The 25992-nt window shown below is 38.6% G+C and carries 22 protein-coding genes and 1 pseudogene; 1 reads left to right on the top strand and 22 read right to left on the bottom strand.

What is annotated here, in order from left to right; genetic code table 11:
* Window positions 1-154: 154 nt before the first annotated feature.
* Both recR and pbp2b read right to left on the bottom strand, forming a co-directional pair.
* Window positions 155-751 (bottom strand): recombination mediator RecR, encoded by a 597-nt coding sequence (gene recR / locus HT669_RS09645; protein ID WP_000966761.1) that lies wholly within the window; start codon window positions 749-751, stop codon window positions 155-157.
* Between the two features lie 10 nt (window positions 752-761).
* Complete coding sequence (gene pbp2b, locus HT669_RS09650; RefSeq protein ID WP_172922053.1) at window positions 762-2828, bottom strand: penicillin-binding protein 2B; 2067 nt, start codon at window positions 2826-2828, stop codon at window positions 762-764.
* Between the two features lie 296 nt (window positions 2829-3124).
* Here pbp2b and HT669_RS09655 point away from each other — a divergent pair, with 296 nt between their 5' ends.
* Window positions 3125-3976 carry a MurR/RpiR family transcriptional regulator gene (locus HT669_RS09655; RefSeq protein ID WP_172922054.1) on the top strand — a complete coding sequence of 284 codons (852 nt, stop codon included), beginning with the start codon at window positions 3125-3127 and terminating at the stop codon, window positions 3974-3976.
* A 61-nt stretch (window positions 3977-4037) separates the two neighbouring features.
* Here HT669_RS09655 and HT669_RS09660 read toward each other — a convergent pair whose 3' ends face one another.
* The 20 genes and pseudogenes from HT669_RS09660 to HT669_RS09750 form a co-directional block, all read right to left on the bottom strand.
* Window positions 4038-4379 carry a type II toxin-antitoxin system mRNA interferase toxin, RelE/StbE family gene (locus tag HT669_RS09660; RefSeq protein WP_172922055.1) on the bottom strand — a complete coding sequence of 114 codons (342 nt, stop codon included), beginning with the start codon at window positions 4377-4379 and terminating at the stop codon, window positions 4038-4040.
* Window positions 4369-4656, bottom strand: a complete 288-nt coding sequence (locus HT669_RS09665) for a hypothetical protein (protein ID WP_000150674.1) — start codon at window positions 4654-4656, stop codon at window positions 4369-4371. The genes HT669_RS09660 and HT669_RS09665 overlap by 11 nt, the downstream gene beginning before the upstream one ends.
* Before the next feature lie 96 nt (window positions 4657-4752).
* Entirely contained in the window at window positions 4753-5637 is an 885-nt protein-coding gene (locus HT669_RS09670; RefSeq protein WP_023933715.1) for an ROK family protein, read from the bottom strand.
* 17 nt (window positions 5638-5654) lie between these two features.
* Entirely contained in the window at window positions 5655-6572 is a 918-nt protein-coding gene (locus tag HT669_RS09675; protein WP_001281495.1) for a dihydrodipicolinate synthase family protein, read from the bottom strand.
* A 169-nt stretch (window positions 6573-6741) separates the two neighbouring features.
* Complete coding sequence (locus HT669_RS09680; RefSeq protein WP_023940409.1) at window positions 6742-7386, bottom strand: YesL family protein; 645 nt, start codon at window positions 7384-7386, stop codon at window positions 6742-6744.
* A gap of 82 nt (window positions 7387-7468) precedes the next feature.
* Complete coding sequence (locus HT669_RS11270) at window positions 7469-7663, bottom strand: hypothetical protein (RefSeq protein WP_001810112.1); 195 nt, start codon at window positions 7661-7663, stop codon at window positions 7469-7471.
* A gap of 33 nt (window positions 7664-7696) precedes the next feature.
* Window positions 7697-8041, bottom strand: a complete 345-nt coding sequence (locus HT669_RS09685) for a hypothetical protein (RefSeq protein ID WP_025170608.1) — start codon at window positions 8039-8041, stop codon at window positions 7697-7699.
* A gap of 326 nt (window positions 8042-8367) precedes the next feature.
* Window positions 8368-8820: a YhcH/YjgK/YiaL family protein gene (locus HT669_RS09690; protein ID WP_023940408.1), complete on the bottom strand. Its 453-nt coding sequence runs from the start codon at window positions 8818-8820 to the stop codon at window positions 8368-8370.
* Window positions 8821-9046: 226 nt separating this feature from the next.
* Window positions 9047-9886: a carbohydrate ABC transporter permease gene (locus HT669_RS09695; RefSeq protein ID WP_001192006.1), complete on the bottom strand. Its 840-nt coding sequence runs from the start codon at window positions 9884-9886 to the stop codon at window positions 9047-9049.
* A 15-nt stretch (window positions 9887-9901) separates the two neighbouring features.
* Entirely contained in the window at window positions 9902-10768 is an 867-nt protein-coding gene (locus HT669_RS09700; protein WP_161802645.1) for a sugar ABC transporter permease, read from the bottom strand.
* Window positions 10769-11018: 250 nt separating this feature from the next.
* Window positions 11019-12347 (bottom strand): ABC transporter substrate-binding protein, encoded by a 1329-nt coding sequence (locus tag HT669_RS09705; protein WP_023936033.1) that lies wholly within the window; start codon window positions 12345-12347, stop codon window positions 11019-11021.
* A gap of 123 nt (window positions 12348-12470) precedes the next feature.
* A complete protein-coding gene (locus HT669_RS09710) occupies window positions 12471-13988 on the bottom strand; it encodes a PTS transporter subunit EIIC (protein ID WP_031222794.1) in 1518 nt (505 codons plus the stop codon).
* A 19-nt stretch (window positions 13989-14007) separates the two neighbouring features.
* The gene (locus HT669_RS09715) at window positions 14008-14706 is read right to left on the bottom strand and encodes an N-acetylmannosamine-6-phosphate 2-epimerase (RefSeq protein ID WP_001135655.1); all 699 of its coding nucleotides are present in this window, start codon (window positions 14704-14706) and stop codon (window positions 14008-14010) included.
* A gap of 179 nt (window positions 14707-14885) precedes the next feature.
* A complete protein-coding gene (locus HT669_RS09720; RefSeq protein ID WP_023940404.1) occupies window positions 14886-15989 on the bottom strand; it encodes a Gfo/Idh/MocA family oxidoreductase in 1104 nt (367 codons plus the stop codon).
* Between the two features lie 231 nt (window positions 15990-16220).
* On the bottom strand, window positions 16221-17054 hold the full coding sequence (locus HT669_RS09725) for a carbohydrate ABC transporter permease (protein ID WP_050208637.1): 834 nt from the start codon (window positions 17052-17054) through the stop codon (window positions 16221-16223).
* Entirely contained in the window at window positions 17054-17938 is an 885-nt protein-coding gene (locus HT669_RS09730) for a sugar ABC transporter permease (RefSeq protein ID WP_023941560.1), read from the bottom strand. The genes HT669_RS09725 and HT669_RS09730 overlap by 1 nt, the downstream gene beginning before the upstream one ends.
* Window positions 17939-18016: 78 nt before the next feature.
* Window positions 18017-19354: a sugar ABC transporter substrate-binding protein gene (locus HT669_RS09735; protein WP_000738778.1), complete on the bottom strand. Its 1338-nt coding sequence runs from the start codon at window positions 19352-19354 to the stop codon at window positions 18017-18019.
* 18 nt (window positions 19355-19372) lie between these two features.
* Entirely contained in the window at window positions 19373-19825 is a 453-nt protein-coding gene (locus tag HT669_RS09740; protein ID WP_000587463.1) for a YhcH/YjgK/YiaL family protein, read from the bottom strand.
* Between the two features lie 1146 nt (window positions 19826-20971).
* Window positions 20972-21946 (bottom strand): annotated as a pseudogene (locus HT669_RS09745) (Rpn family recombination-promoting nuclease/putative transposase).
* Between the two features lie 288 nt (window positions 21947-22234).
* Complete coding sequence (locus HT669_RS09750; RefSeq protein ID WP_023941561.1) at window positions 22235-25846, bottom strand: trypsin-like peptidase domain-containing protein; 3612 nt, start codon at window positions 25844-25846, stop codon at window positions 22235-22237.
* Window positions 25847-25992: the final 146 nt, after the last annotated feature.

A 25992-nucleotide genomic window follows, 5' to 3' on the forward strand; every position in this document is an offset into this window, starting at 1 on the left:
AAGTGATAAAGTCGGGAGTATATCATATTTGCTTGGTTTTTTAAAACTTGAACCTGATCCTACTCATCACACTATACAAAAAGAGGCCGATAGGAACGATTTTCAGCCTCCTTGATTTTTTATAAATGAATGGAGTTCGTAAATTTGTCTACACTTACAACTCTGTTCGATTTTCAATAGCCCGTAAGAGTGTGACTTCGTCCGCATACTCGATATCTGCTCCCACAGCAAGACCTCGTGCCAAGCGCGTAACCTTGATCCCAGCTGGCTTGAGTAAGCGGGAAAGATACATGGAAGTTGCTTCCCCATCTGCTGTGGCATTGGTTGCTACGATTACTTCTGAAACCTCACTATCCATCAGACGAGTCATGAGCCCCTTGAGATTGATATCATCTGGACTGATACCATTCATAGGGGAAATGAGGCCATGCAAGACATGATAGAGCCCGTGGTATTCTTGGATATTTTCCATAGCTGCCACATCACGACTATCCTCTAGCACCAAAATCGTTGTCTGGTCACGAGTCGGATCGGTACAGATAGAGCAAGGGTCGTCGTCTGTCAAACGTCCACAAACGGAACAGTAGGTCAATTCTCTCTTAGCAGAAAGGAGATTTTTTGCAAATTCATTGACATCGTCATCAGACATCCCAATCGTATAAAAGGCCAAACGCGTAGCCGTCTTAATCCCGATACCTGGTAACTTAGAATAGCTGTCAATCAGCTTGGCAATGGGTGTTGGATAAAGCATAATTTCCTTTCTAGTTCATTGGATGGTATTTTTGATACAAATTGATAATATCACGCGCAATGGAAGGTCCTACACCATTTGTTAGATTGGTATTATGAGGAAAGACCACTGCAACAGCGATTTGGGGATTATCAGATGGAGCATAGGCCACCGCATTGGTATTGGTTGCTTCCTGACCATCTGCCACATAGCTTTCGGCTGTACCCGTTTTTCCGCTAATAGATACCAAGGCACCATTTGAAAAGGCACGTCCAGTTGTCAATCCACTAGTCCCATGAGCAACCTGATAAAAACCTTGGTGCAAGACACTCATATCGGAGTCGGATATATTGACCTTATTCATCTCTGTCGGTTGCAGTTGCTGAATCAAGTCGCCCAGTCCTCCCTTATCATTATTGCCATAAATGCCTTCAACAATACGAGGAGCCACACGAACACCATCATTTGCAATAGTTGCTACATACTGAGCCAGCTGCATGGGCGTATAGTTATCAAACTGCCCAAAGGCATTGGTGATGTAATTAGCAAAGCTATAGTCTTTGGGAACAAATCCAGTAGATTCATCTGGTAGGTCAATCCCGGTCGCAGAACCCAAACCATATTCACCAAAGGTTGAACGCAATTTCCCCATAGCAGACTCTAGATTACTGGTGCCGACAAACATATTGGGTTGGTAGGTCTGCCCCATAAGACCTAAGGCTGTTTGGACCATATAGGCATTAGATGAATACTCCAGAGCTTGGACTGCTGTGATAGGGAATGAACCGTAAGCCTGAGTATACTGAGTATACCAAGAATTGATGGGAGCTGAACCTTGAAAGACAATGGACTGGTCTGTCAAGGTCTGGTTTCCTGATAAGACTCCATTTTCCCAGCCAGAGCTGATGGTCGCAGCCTTGACAACCGAACCTGGGACAAAGACATTGGTTACCGTTCCCAAGGAATCAGGAGTCAACTCTCCCGTTTTCAGGTCATGTTTGAGTCCTGACATAGACAAAACAGCACCTGTTTTGGGGTTCAAAGCGACTGCATAGACGCCTTCAGAATACTTGGCTCCACCATTTCCTAGCTCGGAATTGAAATAACTTTTCAGCAAAGCATCCACGCTATCTTGGAAGGCCAAATCAATGGTCAGCTTGATATTGTTTCCCTTACTACCTTCCTCAATTGTATCCACGCTTTCCATATTGCCATATTTATCCAGATGGATTTCTTTTACCGATCGTTTTCCTTGTAAGGTCTCTTCATATTGCTTTTCCAAATAGGAGGTTCCAACCCGATCATTTAGAGAATAGCCTTTTTTAAGATAGGCTTCTGCTTCTTCCGCTGGGAGACCAGCTTTTTCACTGGATACACTCCCTACTATAGAAGAAAGGGAAGTTTCCAAAATCTTTCGATCCCAAGAAGTAGAAATACTAATGCCAGGCATCTCCTTTGAAATAGAGGCAATAACAGCTACCTGAGAATCATTTAGAGGATCTGTCGCAATGGTTCCTGTCGCAAAGTTTCCAACAGCATTTAACTGACTAAAAAGATAGATTTCTTTCTTTTCATCCTCTGTATAGTTTAGTTGACTTGTTGGGACACTATCGACCGCATTGTTATACAGTTCTGATTCGGATAGGCGATTGCCATCTGAATCCAAGCGTTTCTCACTTGGGAGAGCTTCCACTGTTTTTTTATAGATTTCAGGATCAGCCAAATAGTAATCAGCCAGCTGGCGTTCTGTCAAATTTGGCGAACTGATACTCACATAAGTCAGTAACTTTTTAGCTATTTCTTTTAAGTCTGTAGCCGTCATTTTATTGCTACGCGTAAAGGAAACAACCTGCTTTAACGTATTTTCTACCAAAGGTTTTCCACTAGCATCATAAATTTCCCCACGGGCAGAACTGCTTGTGACCTTGGTCTGACTAGCTGAGGCTAGCTTTTTTTCGTAAAAATCCTTGTTCAAAACCTGCATATACAACAAACGACCAATAATGGTCATAAAGAGTAAAATGACGATTGAAAACAATAAATTAAGCCGAATCGGAATCGAATGGCTGTTAAATTTTCTCATACAAATCAGTCTCATTTCTAATACTCAATGAAAATCAAAGAGCAAACTAGGAAGCTAGCCGCAGGCTGTACTTGAGTACGGCAAGGCGACGCTGACGCAGTTTGAATTGGATTTTCGAAGAGTATAATTAAAATCTTACTCTTAATTGTACCATAATTTGAGCAGAAAATTATGGAAAAGAAAGAAGCTTTTTTTCGTTTTTACAGTAAGATGCGTTTTTATTTATCTATCCTTATATTATGTGTTATAATGAAGTGTGACTATTCCCTGATCTAGTCTTCCAGTATGACTCATGTAAAGGAGCCTTCCCTATGGACAAACCAGATATCGCAACTATCATTGATTCCCATTTTGAAGAAATGACAGACCTAGAGCAAGAAATCGCTCGCTATTTTTTGCAAGCTGAAACGATTACAGATGATTTATCTTCTCAACAAGTCACCCAAAAATTACATATTTCTCAAGCTGCTTTGACCCGCTTTGCTAAAAAGTGTGGTTTTACTGGCTATAGAGAATTTATTTTCCAATACCAACATCAAATTGATAACCAAAATCTTCAGCTATCGACCCATAATCCTCTTATCCAAGGTGTTCTCAGAAGCTATAGCAATATGCGAGAGCAAACTCAGGAATTAATTAATGAAAATCAAATAGAACGAATAGCTAATATGATAGAAGATGCTGAAAGAGTCTATTTTTTTGGCACTGGAAGCTCTGGCCTTGTCGCTCGTGAGATGAAATTACGCTTTATGCGTTTAGGAGTTGTCTGTGAAGCCATAACCGATCAAGATGGATTTGCTTGGACTACTAGTATCATGGATGATAATTGCTTGGTTCTAGGCTTTTCACTATCTGGATCTACTCAATCTATTCTAGACAGCTTGTTAGATGCTAAAGAAATGGGGGCAAAAACAGTCCTCTTTACCAGCGTACCAAACAAAGAAAACCAACTGTATACTGAAACTGTACTGGTTGCTAGTCACAATCAATCATCCTATATTCAGCGTATCTCCTCTCAACTTCCAATGCTTTTTTGGGTTGATTTGATCTATGCTTACTTTTTAGAAATCAATCGAGAAAATAAAGAGAGAATATTTAATAGCTACTGGGAAAATAAAAAACTCAACGGCTATCGAAGACAAAGAAGAATTAGAAAATCCTAGTTTGGCATTGCCAAACTAGGATTTTTATTCGTCACTAAACATAACTCATCTAGATTCTGAGTCAGTCATATCTTGACTCTGTCTTAAATAATTTCATGTAATCACTTTTTGAAGGGAGTAAATAAGCAAACCTGACGGTATCCTCAACAATTGTATATAATACGATGTAATCCTTACTCAAGGTCAATCCTCTCGTTTGGTAGTGAGGATCTAATCTCTTCCCAAATTTTTCATCGGCATCAAATCCAGCTTGGGGGAAAATTTCCAGCCGGTTAATATCTTTCGCTACTTTTCGTCTCGCAGCCTCTACAGAACCAATTTCCTCTGCTATATACTGATATATTTTATCCAGACTATCAATCACTCTAGGGGAATACAAAATCCTATATTTTTTATAATCCATAGCGTGTCACGACATCCTCATCTGTCAAGTAATTTCCAGACTCAATCTTGGCATAACTTTCTTGAACTTCTGCTTGTAATTGTCTAAACAAATACTCCTTCTCTAATTCCTCTTCACTCAGTAAATCTACTTCATTTGTTACGGCAACATTCTTTAAAAATAATCTGAGTGCTGATGAAAGAGAGAGATTTTTTTCTTTTAACACTTCCATGGCATCATTTACTAATTCTCTATTAGCTTGGAAGGTCACAATCTTACTTGAATTCGCTATAGTCATTTTATATAATTCCTTTATATATTTTATTTATTATCTCACAATTATAAAGAAAGTCAAGGGAATTTGATTAGAAAATCCTAGTTTGGCTGAGCCAAACTAGGATTGTTTTGTCTTAAAATGATAATATGCACCAAGCATACCTGCTGTATTCTGGTGATGGGCAAATTCTAATCGTGTTTTTTCTGCTAAACTTGGTACCAAAGCCTCTTTCAAGGCTGTGCGGATCTTAGGTTTGAGGATAGCCTCTTGCCCCATGATACCACCACCAAGAATAACCACTTCTGGATTGGCAACGTAGCAAATATTTGCCAGACCTTTTCCTAGATAGTCTACCATGCGGTCAATACCTTCCATGCAGAGTTTATTGCCTTCAGTGGCTTCCTTGAAAATGCGTCGGCCATTCCACTGATCAACATCTTCTCCATGAGATGTTGCTACATACTCCACCAAGGCTGTGGTAGAAGCGAGATCCTGAAAAGCTCCATCTTGCATATGCATATACCCGACTTCACAGGCCGAATTGCTAAAACCATGGAAGACTTTCCCATCCATAATCAAGCAACCACCGATACCTGTTCCAATGGTCAAGCAAAGGGTGACACTTGCTCCCTTACCTGAACCAGATACTGCCTCAGCCAGACCTGCACAGTTGACATCATTTTCAATCTCACAAGGAATAGCAAAGCTTTCTTCGATTTCCTTCTTGAACTGGGTTCCTGCATAATTTGGAATCTGAGGTCCAGCGTAGAAAATTTCCCCCTTATCAGGATCCACCATTCCTGCAGAAGAAATGGCAACACCTGCTACTGGGCCTTTTTCTAAATAGCTGGCTACAATATCTTTGGTTTTTTGTAAGATATGAGGTCCACCCTTATACGCTTCAGTTGGCATTTCATGCGATTCAAGAAGTTGCCCCTCTTGATCAACCAAACCATACTTGATGTTGGTTCCACCTATATCAATTGCAACGTAGTGTGTCATAAATACCTCCTTATGGATTAGAGGAAGCGCTCCTTGGTTTCACGAATCAAGGCTGCAGCTGCTTCTACAACTGGACGATCTTCTTCCGTTACTGGCGTCAATGGTGAACGAACAGAACCAATATTCAATCCTTCATTGATCTTCAAGACTTCTTTAATGACACCGTACATATTTCCATGTGCAGCAGTCAATTTACCAATGATAGCGTTGATAGCATACTGTAACTCACGCGCTGTTTCTAAATCTTTATCCGCAATCAATTGGTTGAGTTTCAAGAAGAGTTCTGGCATAGCACCATAAGTACCACCGATACCAGCTTTGGCACCCATGAGGCGACCACCTAGGAACTGTTCATCTGGACCGTTAAAGACGATATGGTCTTCCCCACCAAGGCTGACAAAGGTTTGGATATCTTGAACTGGCATAGAAGAGTTCTTCACACCGATAACACGAGGATTCTTCAACATTTCGGTATAAAGACTTGGAGTCAAAGCAACCCCTGCCAATTGAGGAATGTTGTAGATCACGTAGTCTGTGTTTGGAGCTGCAGAACTGATATCGTTCCAGTATTTGGCAACTGAGTATTCAGGCAAGCGGAAGTAAATTGGTGGAATTGTTGCAATGGCATCTACTCCCAAGCTTTCAGCGTGGCGAGCCAGTTCCATACTATCTTTGGTATTGTTGCAAGCAACATGGGCAATAATAGTTAATTTACCTTTAGCAACTGCCATGACTTCTTCCAAAATCAACTTGCGGTCTTCTACACTTTGGTAGATACATTCACCAGAAGAACCATTGACATAAAGACCTTGAACACCTTTATCAATGAAGTATTGAACCAAGGCACGTGTACGCTCTGGACTTACTTCTCCTTGATCATCATAACATGCGTAGAAGGCTGGAATGACACCTTCGTATTTTTTCAAATCTGACATAGATTTTCTCCTATTATTTTTATTTTCTGCTAAAGCAGATTCTTTCTTTACTTCTTTAGTATACACTTTACCGAAAAGGCTTTCAATATCTTATAGACACTTAGATTTTAGTTTCTAGCTTATAGAATAGCGTTTGAAGCCTTTGAAAGTAGTTTCAGAAATAAGACTCCTATTGATATTTTGCGAAAATTTTCTCCATCAATCCAGTCTGGATAAAGACCAATAGTCCAAACCCAAAAAGTAGGAAGACTGAGCCACCTAAGAGTAGACTGAAGGCGGACAGATAAAGAACCATCACAATGAGGACAAGAATGGCTAACATGAGGAAGAACCAAGGAAAGTTAAAACTAGCCAACATCAATCCTTTTTGAAGAATTTCTTTCCAAGATAGGTCATAACGTGCCGCGATAGGGTAACTAGCCAGCATCACGATAGTAAGAAACATCAGAATACCTAAACAAATGGCTTTCAGCAATTGGAAGGGCAGAGCTGTTTGACCCCAGAAAAGATAGAGATCTGAAAAGGTAAGAAATACAATTCCTAACTCCATTAAACCCAGCTGAAGACCTAGTTTCAGATTTTGCTTGAAAGATCTTAGATAGATTTTAAAAACAGGCACCCGTCTGCTCTTCTTAATCTCAAACATGGTCTCGTAGAGGCTGATTTTAGCCACTCCAATCGTCACGATGGGCAAACAAGAGACGACAAAAAGAAGATTGGCTGTCACGATGTCCAAGACTTTCTCACTGAAACGCATGAGAAAGTTGTCTGTATCAAATGCTGCCTTGATAAGGCTTACTCCTTTTTGTGCCATGTTTGCTCCTCCATCATTTTTCTTTGTAAACTGTTTTCTTTTTTGTCAGTAAAGCTTTCATAAGTCCCTACCATGAACAAATCTATTTTTTCTTTTTTCTTTTGGACTTTTTTCTACTTTTATCTATGGACATATAATCTATATATATCCCGGACAGCGAAGCAATTAAAATAGTACTCCAAGTATGCTCATTAAATCCATCTAGCCCTCCACGGATTATCATTGCAAGCACTGTCCAAGCTAACATATTCAATAAAAAAATACAAAGTGCTTTCAATAAAAAAATACAAAGTGCTTTCATTCTCACATTTTAAAAGTTTATACGACCATTGTTAGGGATTTTATCATGTGCATCCCAAGCTGCAGCAATATTGTAGGCAAAATTACCATATACATCAGCTACATTCACAGCTATTTGTAAAATCCATCCAGAAATCTTGGTCAATAATCCTACTCTTGCTGCTGCAGTTGCAGCTGCCCTACTTAAGATCGAGCGCGCCATACTAATACCATACTTAGCCGCATAAGTACCTAATTTTATGTATTTACCAATCAATCCAGTCACAATGCCCTTAATTATCCAAGCCATCTCATTAACTGTAATTCCCTTTCCATCTAAGAAACTAGCTCTTGCAGCATACTTAGAAGATACCATTTCTAGCAATTCAATTTTACGTTCATCTGATATGTCTGGATAGACTCCTTTGCTATCTTCCACCAAATCCTTAATTTCTTGTTCAGTTAGCAAGTAATTTTGAGATAATTTTGCATCTATTCGATCCATTTCTGACTGTATAGTTTGGATATGCGAGACTTCATTCGCATACACAATTGAAGGTAAAATATTACTCATTAGCAATAAACAGACTGACAAGAAGATACCAATTTTTAAATATTTTATTCTCATTTCTCTACCTCACAAAGATCAATTTCATGGTAGAGTATTATCAAAGCTTTACAAAAAAACAATTCATCCTATTTTTAATCAATCAAAATTTTAAAGAGATATTTTCGAACCTTTTCTTCCATGCCTGCATAGCCAGTTGGCTGATGTGGCTCACCTGGGAAGAAAATCGCAAAATTGTGATAACCCAATAAGAGTGGGGAGTGTTCATGACAATAAACAAAGCCAATGTCACTCGCTTCGTCGAATGCTACTGCCTCGTCTTTGATACGTGAACCGTAGCTCGAATATTCATGTCCTTCTACCAGCAAATGCAAGTCTGCATAGTTCTTATGGTGTTCAAATTGATCATTTTCAGCTTGATTGAGGACATTTTCCTGAACAACTAGAAAGACTTTATCTCCATCAATATCATACTTTCCTAATTCGAAAGAATCCTTACGGTGTTGGTAGAGATAGTCGATAGCCTTGTCTAAATTAGGATGAATCCCTTTGTAAAAGGTGATGTTTTTCAAATCGTCAAAAATCATACTCTTTCCTTCGTTTCTGATAGTTAACTAAAACCATTCTTAAGTTGATAAGTGTCTGACAAAATCTTTATGGTAAGCAAATACCCAACATTTTGTAGACACTTATAACTCTATATTCTCTTATACTCAATGAAAATTGAAGAACAAACTAGGAAGCTAACCGCAGGCAATACTTAAGTATGGCAAGGTGACGCTGACCTAGTTTGCATTCGATTTTCGCAGAGTATTATCCTTTGACCGCTCCCATAGTAATACCCTGTGTGAAGGATTTTTGGAAGACAAGGAAGACTGTTACGATTGGCACGGCTGCAAGGGCAGCTCCTGCCATAATCAAACCATAGTTGGTTGCCATTTCAGCCTGCATGGTCGCAACCCCAAGTGAAATAGTCAAATTGTTACGTGAAGTCAACATTACCAACTGCATGAAGTAGTCATTCCAAGTATTGATGAAGGTAAAGATTGCAAGAGCCGCAAACCCTGGTTTTACAATTGGGAAGGCTACGCTCCAGAAGGTACGAATCTCACCACAACCGTCAATCTTAGCTGATTCGAGCAATTCTGTAGGGATATTTTCACTGAACTGTTTCATGAGGAAGACCCCAAATGGCCATCCAATCAAAGGCAAAATAACTGCCCAAAGAGTGTCATGAATTCCCATGAAGTTGACGATACGTACCAATGGTACAAGGACAACTTGTTTTGGAAGCGCCATAGCAGCGATAAAGATAGCAAATAGAATGCGTTGACCATAGAAACGTTTTTTAGCCAATACATAACCTGCTAGAGATGAGGTTGCACAGACTAAGAACATGGTTACCAATGAGATAAATACTGAGTTCCACATCCATTGCAAGGCAGGGTTCTGCACCATAAGTTGTTGGAAGTTTTCCATGGTTGGCATTTTAGGGAACCATTGTGGCGGAATCATAATGGTATCAGGCTGTGACTTGAATGCCCCTGTCAAAATCCAGTAGAATGGAAAGATGAACAGCACAGTCAACAAGAGCAAAATGATTGTTGAAATAACAGTAAAGGCTGTTAATGGTTTTTTTTCTGTAGATTGCATAACTGTCTCCTTTCTTTAGTATTCTACGTCGTTTCCAAGTACTTTAAATTGAACAAAGCTTACGATAGCAATCATGACTGCCAAGAAGACACCAATTGTGTTGGCATAGCCGTATTCTGTCAATTGGAAGGCTTTTTCGTACAGGTAGTACATCAAGGTACTTGTTGAGTAGTTTGGACCACCAGATGTCAAAAGCTGAATCAAGGCGAAACACTGGAAGGAGTTAATTGTTGTGATGATTGCAATATAAAGAGTTGTTGGAAGAAGGCTTGGCCATTTAATCTTCCAGAAAACTTGAAACTCAGTTGCACCATCAACACGCGCCGCTTCAACCAGTGAATTATCAATATTCCCCATAGCAGCGATATAAAGGATGATGGGCTGACCAACTGAAGTGGTCAAGAGAATAATCATAATCGCCATCAATGCCCAGTGCTTATCACCAAGCCATGAAATGTTTTGAGTAATGATATGACTTGATTTAAGCACAAAGTTCAAGATACCTGATAATGGATCATAGATCCATTTCCATACAACCGTTACGGCAACACTACCTGTTACAACAGGAAGGAAGAAGACAAAACGGTAGAAGGATCTGGCAATAGCATTTTGGTGATAGGTTTGCGATGCTACAAAGAGTGAAAATAGAACAACAACTGGCACAGATCCAATAACCAAAATAACTGTGTTAATCAGAGATTTTGCAAAGACAGGATCTTTAAACATACGGACATAGTTATCTAAGCCCACAAATTGGAAACTAGTCATAGAATAGTTAAAGAAACTTGTGATGAAGCCCATAATCATTGGTGCTAAAACAAAGATAATAAAGAAGAACAACACTGGTGCTAGGAAAGCATAGGAAATCACTGTTTCCCGCATACGAATTTTATTGACTTTCACAGTCGGCACCTCTCTTTCAAATAGAATAATTTTTTGACTTTCTTGAACTGTTTTAAAATCAAAATGAAATTTTTTATGATTCGCTTATGTAAGAACTTCATTTTAATTTCGTGACAGTTTCTTACATTTTAAACAAAAGCCCCCTTTTCTTACACTATCTGTGTAGAGGGAAAAGGGGGTATACACTCTTAGCTTCTTTAAAAACTACTTTTTATAGAATAACTAAGGACTATTGTTTCATAGCTTTTTTGATTGTTTCGTTCGCTTTTTCAGTGAAGGCTTTCAAAGCGTCCGCTGGTTTTTCGTCACCATTTGATACAGATTGCAACATTGGGAACCAAAGTGTTCTCATTTCAGCAAATCCATCAATAGTGTTGTAGTATGGTGAGTAGTATTGAGTCCAGCCGCTGATTGTTTCCATGCGTTTGTCTTCATAAAGTTTTCCAAATGAAGTACGGACTGGGAAAGCACCTGTACGAACTACGTCTTTAGGTCCCCACTCTTTGTCATCTGCGATAAACTGGATGAATTTCTTAGATGCAGCGACTTTCTTGTCGTCTTTATTGTTGAATACTGCAAATCCGTTTACAAGGTATTCAAGAGCTGGTTTACCTTCGTCTGATGGGAATGGTACTTCTACTACTTCTACCTTACTTGCTTCTAACAGTTTAGCTTGGATACCATTTTGAGCTGGTGCCCAAAGGGTTGTGTAAGATGTTTGACCGTTGGCAAAGTTTTGGATATCTGCCCCACCGTCAAATTGTGAACCATTATTGAGCAAATTGTCTTTAATCCAGCCAGTTGCTTTTTCAAGACCTTTGACGAATTTAGGATCATCAGTTGTATATTTGCTAACTTTTTCATCTGTTACAGAACCGCTATAAAGGTTAGAGATAAAGGCACGTGTTCCTTGGTCTCCCCCTTGACCAGAACTGAACAATGAACCTGGTGTGTAGCCCTTGTCTTTGAGTGCTTTCAATACTTTTTCAAAATCATCAGTTGTCCAACCTTCTTTTACAAGGTTTGCCACTCCAGCATCTTCTAGCATTTTCTTGTTCATTGCCATGTAGAATGGGGCAGAACTAATTGGATACATGTAAGCCTTGTCTCCAGCTTTACTTGCTTGTATGATGTTTTCGTTATTGACATCTTTAACAAATTCATCTGTGAAAAGGTCGTTCAACTCAGCCAATTTACCATTTTTACCGTATTGGATGATACGTCCTGGTGCGTCAAAGAGTACGTCCGGAGCTGTTCCTGCTTCGATGGCTGTTGTGATTTTTTCAGGGCCTGACTTGAAGTCGATGGTTTCCAATTTCACTTTTACATCTGGATTTGCTTTTTCAAACGCTTCGATGATTGATTTTTCATAAGTTCCAACACCGTCACCAGCTTTTTCTTGGGTAAATACTGGGAATGCCCACCAAGTGATTTCTGTTTTGGCACCGTCACCACCTGATTTACCAGCATCTTTATTTCCGCCAGAATTGCCACAAGCAGCAAGACCAAGAACCGCAGCACCCGCAAGTACTGTACAAGCTAATTTTCTAAATTTCATTTGTATTCTCCTATTTTATAAGCGTATCCAACTTGGATAATGAGTTCTTTGCATTTATATACGTTTTCATTTTTTCCTACTCATCAATCACTCTCCTCTATTTTTTATTAAGTCAGTAAGTACTTAATCATCTACACCTAAAATTTCATTAATACTATTTTTATATAAGATTGCTTTTGCTCCATAGATTGCTTGAATGCCACCCTTCACTTCTAAGACATCAACTGCACCAATTTGTTTTAAAAGTGCTTTATCAACTTGATTAACTTTTTTTACAGCTACACGTAAACGTGTCACACAAGCATCTACATCTTCTATATTATTTGATCCACCCAACGCTCTGATAATTTGTAGGCTATCCTGTTTTAAATGATCCGCAGTATTTGAAGTTGAATCTGCGGATTCAGAAATTTCTTTAGAATCTACTTCTTCTCCTCTTCCTGGCGTTAGAACGTTGAATTGAGTAATGAACCATCTAAAAATAATATAATACAAAACACTCCAAATAAGTCCAAATGGAATCTGAAGAACCCAATTCGTCTTAGCGTTCCCCTGCAAAATTCCAAATAAAGTGAAATCGATTACACCTCCTGAAAATGTGTTTCCTATTGAAATATTTAAGATGTCTGCAATAAAGAAGCTGACACCATCAAGGAATGCGTGAACAACATATAGAACCGGACTGACGAATAGAAACATAAATTCAATTGGTTCTGTAATACCGGTAATAAAAGATGTTAAAGCAACTCCAAAAAACAAACCCGCGTATTTTTTACGACGATTCTTAGGAACACTATGGTACATCGCTAAACAGGCAGCCGGTAAACCGAACATCATTGTTGAGAAACGACCTGCAAAAAACCTTGTTCCTTCTGTAAATAATCCAGAATGAGCCGGATCGGCTAATTGAGCAAAAAATATTTTTTGAGCTCCAACCACTGTTTGTCCTGCAACAGTTTCAACACCACCAAGTTCAGTATACCAAAACATAGGATAAATCATATGATGTAAGCCTACTGCTCCAGAAAGTCTCATTAAAAATCCATATAGAAAAGTTCCAATTGGACCTGCCTGAGAAATATATCCACCTGTAGAAACAAGAAGTTGTTGGAAAGGTGGCCAAATAACAAAGAAGACAAAGCCAATTAAGATAGAAGAGAACGATGTAACAATAGGAACGAAGCGTGAACCTCCAAAGAATCCTAAAGCGGAAGGTAATTGAATATTGCTATATCGGTTGTGCAAATATACGGCAACTATTCCGACAACTAATGCTCCAATAACTCCAGTATCAATTGCAGATCCTTCTGCCATAAAAAGTTTTACCAGAGCTTTGATCGTTGCAGTCATAACTAAGTAACCAGTTACTCCTGCTAACGCAGCGGTTCCTTTATCTCGTTTCGCTAAGCCAATACATAATCCCACACAGAGAAGTAGTGACAAGTTACTGAATACAACCTCTCCTGCAGAGCTCATTACTTGGAATATCGATTGAAAAATACTATTGTCTAGTATTGGATAAGTTGCTATCGTGGTTGGGTTTGAAAGTGCACCACCAATCCCCAAAAGTAGACCTGCTGCAGGAAGTATAGCTATAGGTAACATAAAAGCTTTTCCAACTTTTTGTAAAACTTTAAATATAAAACTCCCCCCTCACATCTTATTTAAGACCAGCAACGAAGCGTTCTGTAATCTCTTTTGGTCTAGTAATAGCGCCACCAACAACGATGCCTCGCACTCCGTATTCAAGGATTTGTTTGGCTTGTTCTGGTGTATGAATTTTTCCTTCTGCAATGACATCTACACCGGCATCACAGAGTTTTTTGATGAGTTCAAAATCTGGACCATCCACTTTTGGACTGTAGGATGTGTAGCCTGATAAGGTTGTTCCGACAAAGTCAATTCCTGCTTCGACCGCTGCCAATCCTTCTTCAAAAGTACTGGTGTCCGCCATCAAGAGCTGGTTAGGATATTTCTCCTTGACCTGACGAATGAACTCTTGAATTTCCAAACCATCGTAGCGTTCACGCTTGGTACAATCCAGAGCAATCACCTCGATGTCCAGTTCTGCCAATTCATCAACTTCTTTCATAGTAGCCGTGATGAAGGGTTCTTGTGGCGGATAATCTCGTTTGATTATCCCAATAATCGGAAGTTTGGTGACTTCCTTAATTTCCTTGATATCGCGAACACTATTGGCTCGGATACCGACTGCTCCACCTTGCTCAGCCGCTTTGACCAGCAAGGGAATCACCCCTCCCGCTTCTGTATAAAGCGGTTCATGAGGAAGAGCCTGACAAGAAACGATGATTCCATCTTTGATTTGTTCAATCAAGGCTTCTTTACTAATCTGTGGCATCCTCTTTCCTCCCTTTCTTTTTTCTTTATTTCTATGAGATTATTATACCTTAAAATTAAAACGCTTTCAAGAGTTTGTAGTATAATAGATTTCAGTTTCAAAAACTAGCCAAGTCAAACAGCTCCTCTAAAAGTACTTTCAGAGGAGCAAGTCGACCTATAATAGGAGAATACCAAAATTTAGTTTACAATTTCTGACAATTTTACTTTGCGATCTTCAAACATAGACTGGGTACAAGCATCTGCAGTAGCAATTGCTTCTAGGGCAGCTTCACCTGTCAAAAGTTTTGCAAATTCTTCTGATACTGGAGCTCCTTGCATAATCTCATGCAGATAGCGCATTTCTTTATCAATGACAGATGATAGCCATAATGGAGTACGTTTACCTGGTTTACCATAAGCAATTGCTCCATCCATCTCTGTACTATGATAGATACGAGTCCGATCATCATCTTCTTCTTGCGATTCGTGAATCAAGAAATAACTTTCTTGTCCATCTAGCTTAAGAGTTCCTTTACAGTTGAATAAGTCTAAGCGAATGGCACCTTTGGTTCCTTGGATTAAGACATAATGTTCACCCCAACGATAAGCTGAACCCCATTCTAACAAGGCAAAACGCTTACTAGAAAATTCCATATTGACAAAAATCATATCATCTTCATCACCGAAATGTTCACCTTCATGGGCCACATTTCCACCTGTCATGGTTACAGTTTCAGGCATGCTCCCCATAAGGAATTGAACGCAATCCAACTCATGGATGTGGTGATACAAGTGACCACCTGATTTTTCACGAATTTTTTTCCATGATACTGACGGTTGTTGTTCTTCCCAACCATTACGAGCTGTGTGACAATATAGAACGTCTCCGATAACTCCTTGATTAATGAGTTCTTTTGCATGATGGACACCATTGAAGAAGTTCATAATATGTCCTGCCATAAAGGTCACATTGTTTTCTTTACATGCATCTACCATCTCGCGACAATCTTGATAAGAAAGCGCAATTGGTTTTTCACAGAAAACATTTTTACCATGTTGTGCGGCCTTGATAACTGGTTCTTTATGAAGATTATTTGGAGTTGCGACGATAACACAATCTACTTCATCGCTAGAAACCAACTCATCTAGGGAACTTGCTACTTTTGCTCCCAATTCTTCTGCAATTACTTCTGCATTATCTGGATCATAGAGAAGAGTAATCTCTGCTCCATCATTCTTTTGCATATAACGAGCCAATTCAGCTCCAAAATCCCCTGTTCCAACAACACCGTATTTAACCATGTTTTTTCTCCTTTATTATTGAATAAACTTTCTAATTTTAACTTATACTCTTCAAAAATCTCTTCAAACCGAGTCAACGTCGCCTTACTGTGCGTATGGTTACTGACTTCGTCAGCTTCATCTACAACCTCAAAAACGTGTTCTGAGCTGACTTCGTCAGTTTTATTTGCAACCTCAAAGCTGTACTTTGAGCAGCCTGCGGCTAGTTTGCTCTTTGATTTTCATTGAGTATTACTTCACAGATCCTTCTGACAATCCACTTGCAATCTTATTTTGGATGACAGAGAAGAAAATGATTGATGGAAGAACTACAATAACAGACGCTGCCATCATATCTCCCCAGTCTAGTATTTCTGAACCATTAAGTGAACGAAGGGCTACTGCTACTGTCATCTTTCCTGTATTGTTAATCAAAATCAAGGCATACAGGAATTCATTCCAAGCATTGATAAATGTATAAATAGCTGTTGCTACAATACCTGGTGCTACAATCGGTAGCACAACTTTATAAAACGTTACAAATTTATTTGCACCATCAATTCGAGCTGCTTCTTCAATTCCAATTGGAACTGTTTGGAAAAATCCAACTAAGAGCCAAACTGCATATGGAACACTAAAAGATAGATAAACCATCATCAAGCCAAATAAACTATTTGTTAACCCAACTTTAGCAATGGCAATTGAATAGGGAATTTCTAACAAAATTGGTGGGAAAATATAGGTAATGACGAGTAGTCTCGACATGATTGCTCCCAATTTAGGGAAGAATCGAACAATACCGTAGGCTGCCATAGCAGAAATAATAATCGCAATAAGGGTTGTAGCTAAGGCAATGATTAAACTATTTCGAATGTTATCAATAAAGTGCAAATCGTTGATAACATGTATAAAATAATCTAATGTAAACTGTTCAGGCCAAAATCGTGTTGGATACTGAGTCAATTCCCCTTTCCCCTTGACAGACGATATGATAATCCATACCAATGGGAAAATTGCAACAATAGTCGCACCAATCAAGAGTGCATGTGAGAGAATATCTAAATAAATACTGGATTTCTTCTTCATTATTTTCTACCCTCCTTTTCCCACTTACTGATGATAGCAAAGTAGATAAAGCAAATCGCCATCAAGAAGATAAAGAGCAACACTGTAACTGCTGAAGCACGACCCAACAATTTAGTGCCCCAACCCAGGTTGTAAGCAAAAATTGGAAGCGTCGTTGTAGCATTAGCCGGTCCACCACCCGTAATAAGGTAGATAATGTCAAAGTTATTAAAGATCCATACAGTTCTCAAAACAACTAGAAGCCCTACAACTACTTTAATATGTGGAAAGACGATAAACTTGAACACCTGCCAACTTGAAGCACCATCTATCTTAGCAGCCTCAAATTGTTCTTCTGGTACTGTTTGCAAAGCTGAAAGCACATTAACCATAATCATTGGTGCTCCAAACCAAATGTTGATAAACACCAAACATAGGAATGCCCATGTACTATCTGTCAAAAATGCAGGTGTATGTTCCATTAAACCTAATTTTACGATTAGATTAGGTAAGTAGCCATAAACCCCGTTTAGAATCCACTGCCAAGAGAAGGCAATAACGATGGTAGGAAATGCCCAAAGAACAATCAATAAGGTCCTATATAATTTCTTGAAGTGGCGTACTCTGTGAAGAGCTAAAGCCAATACAAACCCTACTAAAACTTGACCAACTAATGAGAAAATGGTCCACTTAATTGAATTAAAGAACGCATTAAAGAAGTTGGGATCTGATAGCACAGCTTTATAGTTAGCTAAACCAACAAATTTATAATTGGGCATAATCAAATGCTTATTGGTAAAGCTATAAAAAATACTCGAGAAAAACGGATAAACAAAGAGTAATCCTACGATAATCATAGCTGGCAAAACAAATATCCAGCGAGTTAAATTACGTTCTTTAACCATTCTCCTTCTCCCTTCTTTTACAAGATTGGGCTAGGGCTTTTCAGCTCACTAGCCCACCTATTTTCTAGTCTTTTACATCTACTGAACAGCCTCAAATAAATCGTTTAATTGTTTTTCTGCTTCTTTTGCAGCTTTCATAGGATCTGTTCCATTTGTAATGATATCTTGGAACATTTGTTCAATAATGTGTTGGTTAGTCAACATACCAGCTTGTACACTTGGTCCATTTTCATAACCAATAGCAGTACCTTTTTTAACAGCTTCAGTAATCACTTCTTCAGCATGTTTAAATTTCTTACGAGTTTCATTTTCTTTATAGGCTGCAGAATCGCTAATCCCCTTAATAGTTGGCAACATACCTACTGGAGTTGAATCAAGGAATTTAACGTAGTCTTCTTCATTATAAAGTGATTCTAAGAATGCTTTAGCAACTTCTGGATGTTTTGAATTTTTCCAAACAACCATTGGAATGTTTGAGGTCTCAATTCCTTGGTCTTTATCAGATTCTTTGATTTTTGGAATAGGATAAGCATCAATCGAATCAATCAATTGAGGACTGTTGGCATTGATTCCTCCGATATGGAAGCCAGAGTTAAAGTCAAATGCTGTTTTTCCTTGATAGAACAAGGTAGCTTGCTGAAGGACATTAAAGTTCAAAGAATCTTGAGGTGAGATTTCTTTATACAATTTAACCCAGTATTTAATACCATCTTGAGCAAGTTGACTTGTCAAGTCTGCTTTAAGATCTTTTGTTAAGAGGCTTCCTCCACCACTACGTACGTAGAAGTTCAAGAAACGTGTTGCCATTAAGTCATTTGTTCCAAACGGAACAGACAAGCCATAAACTCCAGCTTCTTTCAATTTTTTAGAAGCTTCATAGAGTTGATCCCAAGTTTTAGGAACCTCAATATTATGCTCTTTTAACAAATCTGTTCTAACCCACATGACTTGTGCATGTGAATAAAGAGGAACAGAGTAGTAATCATCTCCGATTTTTGCTTCATTTAAGGCAGTTTCGTTAAATTTATCTTGTCCAATACGCTTGATAGAATCATTTAGCGGAACCAAAGCATCTGAGTTGACCATTTCCATTACTTGGTTAGGAAGAGCTGTACTAATATCTGGCACATTTCCATTTGCTAAACCTGTAGTCCATTTAGTATAGAAGTCATTCCAAGAGAATGTTTCAATCTTGATTTTCGTTTTTGGATGCTTTTGCATGAAAGCATCTGCTGATTTTTGAATACTTTCTAAACGTGGTCCTTGAGTAAAGGAGTGCCACATTGTAATCTCACCAGATAATTCTGTCGGTGGTTCAGTACTAGTTGTACTTTCTTTCTTTCCTGAACAAGCTACCAAGGCAACGGCTGCTAGCGCAACTCCAGCTAGACATAAAAACTTTCTCATTTTTTTCATCGTTCTTCCCTTTCTACATTAAGAAATCGCAACTTTAAAGACAATTTTTTTCACAGGTTCATCATTTATACGAACCTTGGGTTGATGTAAATCTTCTGGAAAAGTGATGAGGCATTCGCCAGCTCTCAAATGAACCAACTGTTCCACTTTCCCTGTGTATAATTCAATATCCTTCTCTTCATCATACTCTTGGGTAACGCTTACATTTTTCGGCGACGTAACAGCCATGGCTTCTTCGTTTTCCAAAACTAAATGAATATCCAAATATTTTTGGTGTGTTTCAAAGAAAGCCCCTGCTTGACCATCTGCTAGATAAGTAAAGCAATTCCCAAACAATCGATCACCATCGATAGCAATCGAACCTTCTGTTAAATTTTCTAGTCCTGTTTTTTCTAGAAAATCTATTAATGTTGCAAAATGTGGATTTACTCCCACATAAGTTCCTAAACGGCTAATTTTTGTAATAATCATCTCTTCTAACCTCCTTTCTCAATCTATTTTTCCTATCCAAGTTCCCCATTCTTCTGTCTAGCATTTTCTACTAGAAGGACATAAAAACACTACACTCTCTAACCTATACTCTTTGAAAATTTCTTCAAACCACAGTCGCTTCACCTTGGATTATATAGGTCAGTCTTATCTACAACCTCAAAGCGGTGTTTTGGGCAATCTACTGCTAGCTTGCTAGTTTCTTCTTTGATTTTCATTCAGTATCTCCTCAATCTTCACAAGGAGGTCTGATTTTTCTAGCGACAAACAGAATAAATAAGTTAGTTCAATGAGCTACCTTCCTTATAGATGAAATTGATATTCATGAAGGAAGTCCGCCCTTTATTTTTTGCAAAAGATACTAGTATGAATCTATTTGGGGACTTGAATTTATAAGCTGCTCACTTCGTTTTTCTAAAATAATTCTAATCTATTATTCTAGCACTAATAGACTCTTTGGCTAAATCTCCTTTCTACATCTCGTTTCACCAAAAACTTTTAAGAAAGAAATACTCTATATTTCATTCTCTAAATTAGTTTTGTTACCGTTTCCAATTAGAGTATACTTTTTTTTTAGTATTTCAAGTCTTTTTCTAATTTGGAATTTAGTTTCAAATCTTTTTTAACTATATCAAATATATTAAAAGTACTTTCAAAAATAATCAAATTCTTACAATACTTGTTTCGAGTGGACAAGATAAGAAAACAAGAAAGTCAATTTTAGGAGAAGACAAGGTTAATAGTCGCATGATATAATGCAATGATGTAAAAATCGAACAAATTGATTGGAAAATTCAAACCAATTTCTAACAATGATTTAAGAATTGTTGTGTCCTAATATAGATTCAATGCACTATAAAACGCATAATATCAAGTTTTTTTAATTACCTGATACTATGCGTGTTTGTGATTTTTAAGATTTTATGCCTAGAGTCTCTATATGAGGACTTAAAAAAACTGACTCGTAGATGATTTCCTAAAGTCAATCCTCTTACCTAAAAAAACGACTTCTAAAAAAGTTGCCTTCATCGAGAGGTGAAGCAATGATTGTCCTAAAAAATAGTTGGATCGCAAATCTCTCTGAAAATTTCTTCTCTCTGCCTAACTTGAATTTGAGATTCAACATTCTTATTTATGATGGTCTTTCAATAATACTTCAAACTCAGCAACAGTCATGCCCAATTGCTGACTGGCAACCTCGGAAGTCAGAAGTCCTTGGTGGACTAGATTTAGTAGCATAGACAAACTTCCTTCAACTTTCCCACGTTCAAGTCCTTGTTCTAAACCTTTTTCGATGCCTTGTTCAATCCCCTCTGCGCGACCACGTTCAAGACCTCTCTCTAAACCTTTTTCCTCAGCTTGCTCCAAAGCATAGTCCTGTGCTAACATGGCTTGTTCTTCTCGCCTGCGTTGTTCACTAAACATTTTCCTATCCTCCTCGGACCAGCTCTTGTAGTCCAGCAGTTGATCTGCTTGGCTGATGGCTCGCTCGGGCTGCTGGGTAAAGGGTTTATTCCCGAAAAACTCTAACCATGGTTTACGAACCTTGTCTTTGCTGGTTTCTCTGTATTTTCTTAATTCCAAGAACGCCATCTTGACTAGATGGTTTTCCTGTCCATTGTTTGTAATTGTTAAAACCTCACCTGTCGAATCCTCTCGCATGCTAAAACTATGAAAAGCCAAGTCATCTGAGAACTAGTTACTATCCACAATTGCGATAGCGTATACTGGTGAGATGTGTTTATAACTCTGATGAGTATCACCTTCTCGTTGACGAATTTTTTCAAGATTTTGATTGACCTGACTGCACAAGTAAGCCCATAAACGATTGATGAAAAAATTCTGATGATGAACCTGAATTTCGATGATAACTTGCGTACCATTATCCAACTCCGCCAAAACATCTATACTGGTATAGAAATCTTGCGCCGAATAGGGCATGGAAGTCAAGACATGAATATTGCTTCCCTCCAAAATGGTCACATTTTTTGCTGGTAAATCCAGCATATCGCGGATAAATTGACAAGTGATTTCTGGGTTGCTAAAGATTTTCTTAGCAACCAAATCATTGGTCGGGCTAATGCCCGGATGTCTTAGAATCATATTTCCTCTCCTTTCATTATAGCACATTTTTAAATCTAGGTTTACTAGATTTACTGCTACTATCTATTTATTCGGAAAAGAAAGACAAAAGAAGCGAGAAAGTTAAAAATTATTAATCCTAATCACTTGTAAAGAGATAAATCTTGCTCATATTATTTATTAAAGACTCTATTTTACAAAAAAGATTACAAAATCAGCCGTTTTAGAGAACTCTTACCACTTCCTAGACTATTAATTCTAATGTTTTTTATACTACTCGCTTGCTCGTCAATAGGTCATAAAGCAAAATCAGTTGATCCATTCCCCGTACTCGTTCACTCTATAGCCGTCTGGTGTTAGCGAATTGAAAAGTAGTTTCCCAAAAGCATCGATATAGTACCACTTTCCTTTATAATAAATCCATGTATTGGATTCCATGGAACCAGATGATCCTAAGTAGTACCACGCGCCACTTGAATCTTGGAACCAGCCTACCTCCATCATGCCATTATCCTTGAGATAATACCAATTACCGTCTGTATCCTGTAACCAACCGGTTTGCATGATTCCATTCGCATCAAAATAATACCATGCATCATTTTCTTTCATCCAGCCTGTCCGTTCTTTCCCATCGGAATTTCTAAAATACCACTGATTATTTATCTTATGCCATCCTCTTTGTTGATTATATGTAATAACAGAATGTTCAACAGTAGAAAGTGACATGTTATCCGCTTCAACGCCAAAAACAGCTGTTAACGATGACGAGCCTGTCCCGTTCGTTGTGAATTGAGCAGTGGTTTCTGGGCTAGATAATCTTTCCTGTTTTGATGGAGTCTTTATTTTTCTCTCATCTCGGTGCCCTTCTACTGTCAATTTTTCTCCACCTGTAACTTTAGCCACAAAGTCTGGAACTTCCACTCTTTCAGGGACTAGTTCTTTTGAAGATACTATAGACTTCCCAAGGTCTCCTGGTATTTTTTCTCCCGATACTAAAACCTCTGACTCTGAAAATTCCTCACTAGACGCAGGCAGTTCTTCTCTGATTGGCGCATCTTTTGGAACTAGAAACTCTACTTTATCTGGAGATACCACTTCCTCTTTGAGATTACTTGAGTTTTCTTCCGTCGATGACACCACTTCCTTCACACCCTTAAGAACCACACGTTCTTTCATAGGTGTAACCTCGACTGTACGAGAATTTTCAACAATCTTTCCATCAGCTAAGACCTTATAAGTCACCTTAGTAACTTCTTTACCTACATACCCCTCCGAAACAACCTCCGTTTTCCCTTTCTCTAACTCTTCGGAGTCCTCAAAACGCTCTGTAATCGGAAGTTCTTTTATGACACTGTTGGGTTTAATACCTAAAGTAATCACCTTGGATTGAGGAGCTATTTTCTTCTCAGAAACTTGAGAAGATACCGCTCCTGTATACTTATCTACTTGATAAGTAGTAGTTCGAGTAACCACCCCTCCTTTACCCTCTACAACTGAACGGAAACCAAGCTCTTTTGTTTCATCTCCTTGGTAAAGAGTATCAAAAGCAATCGATTCTTTTTCTACTTTCGGCTTAGTACCTTTATACACTACTCGGTAAATAAGTGGAACACCTTTTTTTTCACCCTTAGTATCCTCTGTACGCTCTTTTCCAACCTCAAGGGTACTATCACCTTCGTAAGTGGTAATAACCTCTGTTTTCGGCTCCTTTTGCGGTTTGAGAGGAGGTTCTACTTTATCTTTATCAGACTCTATTTTAGGTGTACTTGGTTTTTCGTCTTTTGGAGTTGAAGGAAGTTTATCCTTATCCTTCTCATCCACCAAAACTTCATCTTTTACATAGACAGGCTCTTTTGGTTTACCTTCAATATAAGAACGAACCCAATCCAGTTGCTCTTTTGATAAAACCAAACCACCACTGCGGCTTCCTACAACACCATTTTGGTGAACTCCAATTAAAGTACCTTTGTCATTATAAAGACCACCGCCAGACGCTCCGGGTTTTGTGCCTTCATAGCTGATACCCTCAATACCTGAACCGAAATCAGTAGTATCTACAACTTCACTATCCAAGACTGGAGATAAACGACCGTCCGGGAAACCATAAACCGAAACTTTTTCACCCTTAGCGATAGAAGTTGACTCAGAAACCATCTCTACAGGAGATACCGCTTTGAAATCTTCTTTTAGTCGAACCAAGGCTAAGTCATTTTTAAATCCAAATACGGAATCTTTTTTATTCCAATAAACAATATCATCATCTGAAAAATGCACAGACAACCCATTCGGTAAGGTTGCTTTATACACTGTATTGGTGCGACCAGATTTCGTAACGACCTCAGAACCTTTAACTGTTAAAAAATTATGAGCGACTGTTAACACCAAATTGGGTGCAATTAAAGTACCTGACCCCGACCCATCTGGCGTTTGAATGTGCGTTGTAGCATAGAAATTTTCTGAGCCATTCGGAGCTTGTAACACCTCTTTACTAGGCATAGGTAAGTTGGATTTGCCACTCAAGTCAACCTTACCAACCTCCGTTCTTGCGAAATCAGAAGACGAAGTAGATGAAGGATTTACTGAGTCAACAACAGCTTTTATAATGGTATTACCTAAAGCTAACTTACTGACATACTCATCAGACCAACTAGTATCACTTACTAGTTTGTTGACAGAAACTCCATTGTAAGATACCACTTTAGCTGTTGGGGAAGTTGCTATTAACTGTTTGAAGTCTGGATTTTGTCTTAAATGAAAATTCAAACCACTTCCAACAGGACCTTCCTGAACAACCTTATCTGAAATCAAAGGAGTTCCTTTAGTATCTTCCACTCGAAGTAGAACGCGGCCTTTTTCTTCACCTTTTACTAAAGTCGCTCGACCTTTTTCATCAAAACGATACAAAGCACCGTCAATCTCATACTCTACGTCTTTTAAGGCTCTGTGATTTTCATCATAATAGTAACGGTTTGCACCATCTATATACCAACCCTTTATACCATATTTATCAATCATAGAACGAATCCAAGTTCTGTGCTTTTCCGTAAAGATAGTACCACCGCCAATACGCTCACTCTCAGGAGCGTTTGAAGTATTTGTTCCGTGCTGGTGGATACCGACTACCTCTCCCTTATCATTAAACAAAGGAGCACCTGAAAAACCTCCCAAAGCTGAGGAATGATAAGTGACTGCACCGCTCTCTTTATTGATACTGCTCACAGTTGTTGAGACTGAATAAGCCTTACCGTCTTTCAAGCGAGCTTTATTTTCTTTACTTAAATTTGGAGTAGAAAAATCATTGGGATATCCGACCATAGTGATTTTATCACCAGTAGAAACCTCTTTATGGCTCAACTCTCTTGGAGAGTCCTCACCACCCGTCATAGCTTCTACAGGCTTTTTAGTTACCACTACTGCTAAGTCGTTGCTATAGTCTTTACCAAAGTCTTTGCCGTTATATAAGTGAATAGAGTCTTTTTCAAGAGCTTCTGATACTCCTGATGTCGGTACTTTGTTACTTTTCTCTGTGTCTGAGTTCATCACAACATAACTACGAGCAGACGCCCCACCACGCAAGACCGCAGACTTATCATCTTGGTTTTTATCATAGTAGTTATGAGCTACTGTTACCATGACATTCGGCGCTACAAAGACACCGCTACCTGATGCGGTTTGTTTCCCACTCGTACCACTATCATAAGTGGTATAAGTCATAGCAACACCCTCAGCGGACTTCTCATGAACGCTCACATCTTTTATATCATCGCCACCTTGAATAACGTCAGCATAAACGACCCCACCACCAATAACTGGTAAATCAGGAACCGATAATCCAATCATACTCACTAATGCCAGACATCCCACCAATCCATAAGCTTTTGACTTACGAAATTTTCCTAAACCTTTTAAATATAAAAACATCTTTTTCCTCACTTTAGTTTCTAATACTTATTTATCCAGATATAATAGCTTACAATCTTTTAAAATCTTCAAATAAGTTATGATTGTTCCATACTCTTCAAACCATGTCAGCCTTGTCGTGCCGTATGTATATGTTACTGACTTCG

Origin of the sequence: Streptococcus sp. 2100, from assembly GCF_013276335.1 — a bacterium.
In the GTDB taxonomy this organism is placed as follows: Bacteria; Bacillota; Bacilli; order Lactobacillales; family Streptococcaceae; genus Streptococcus; species Streptococcus pseudopneumoniae.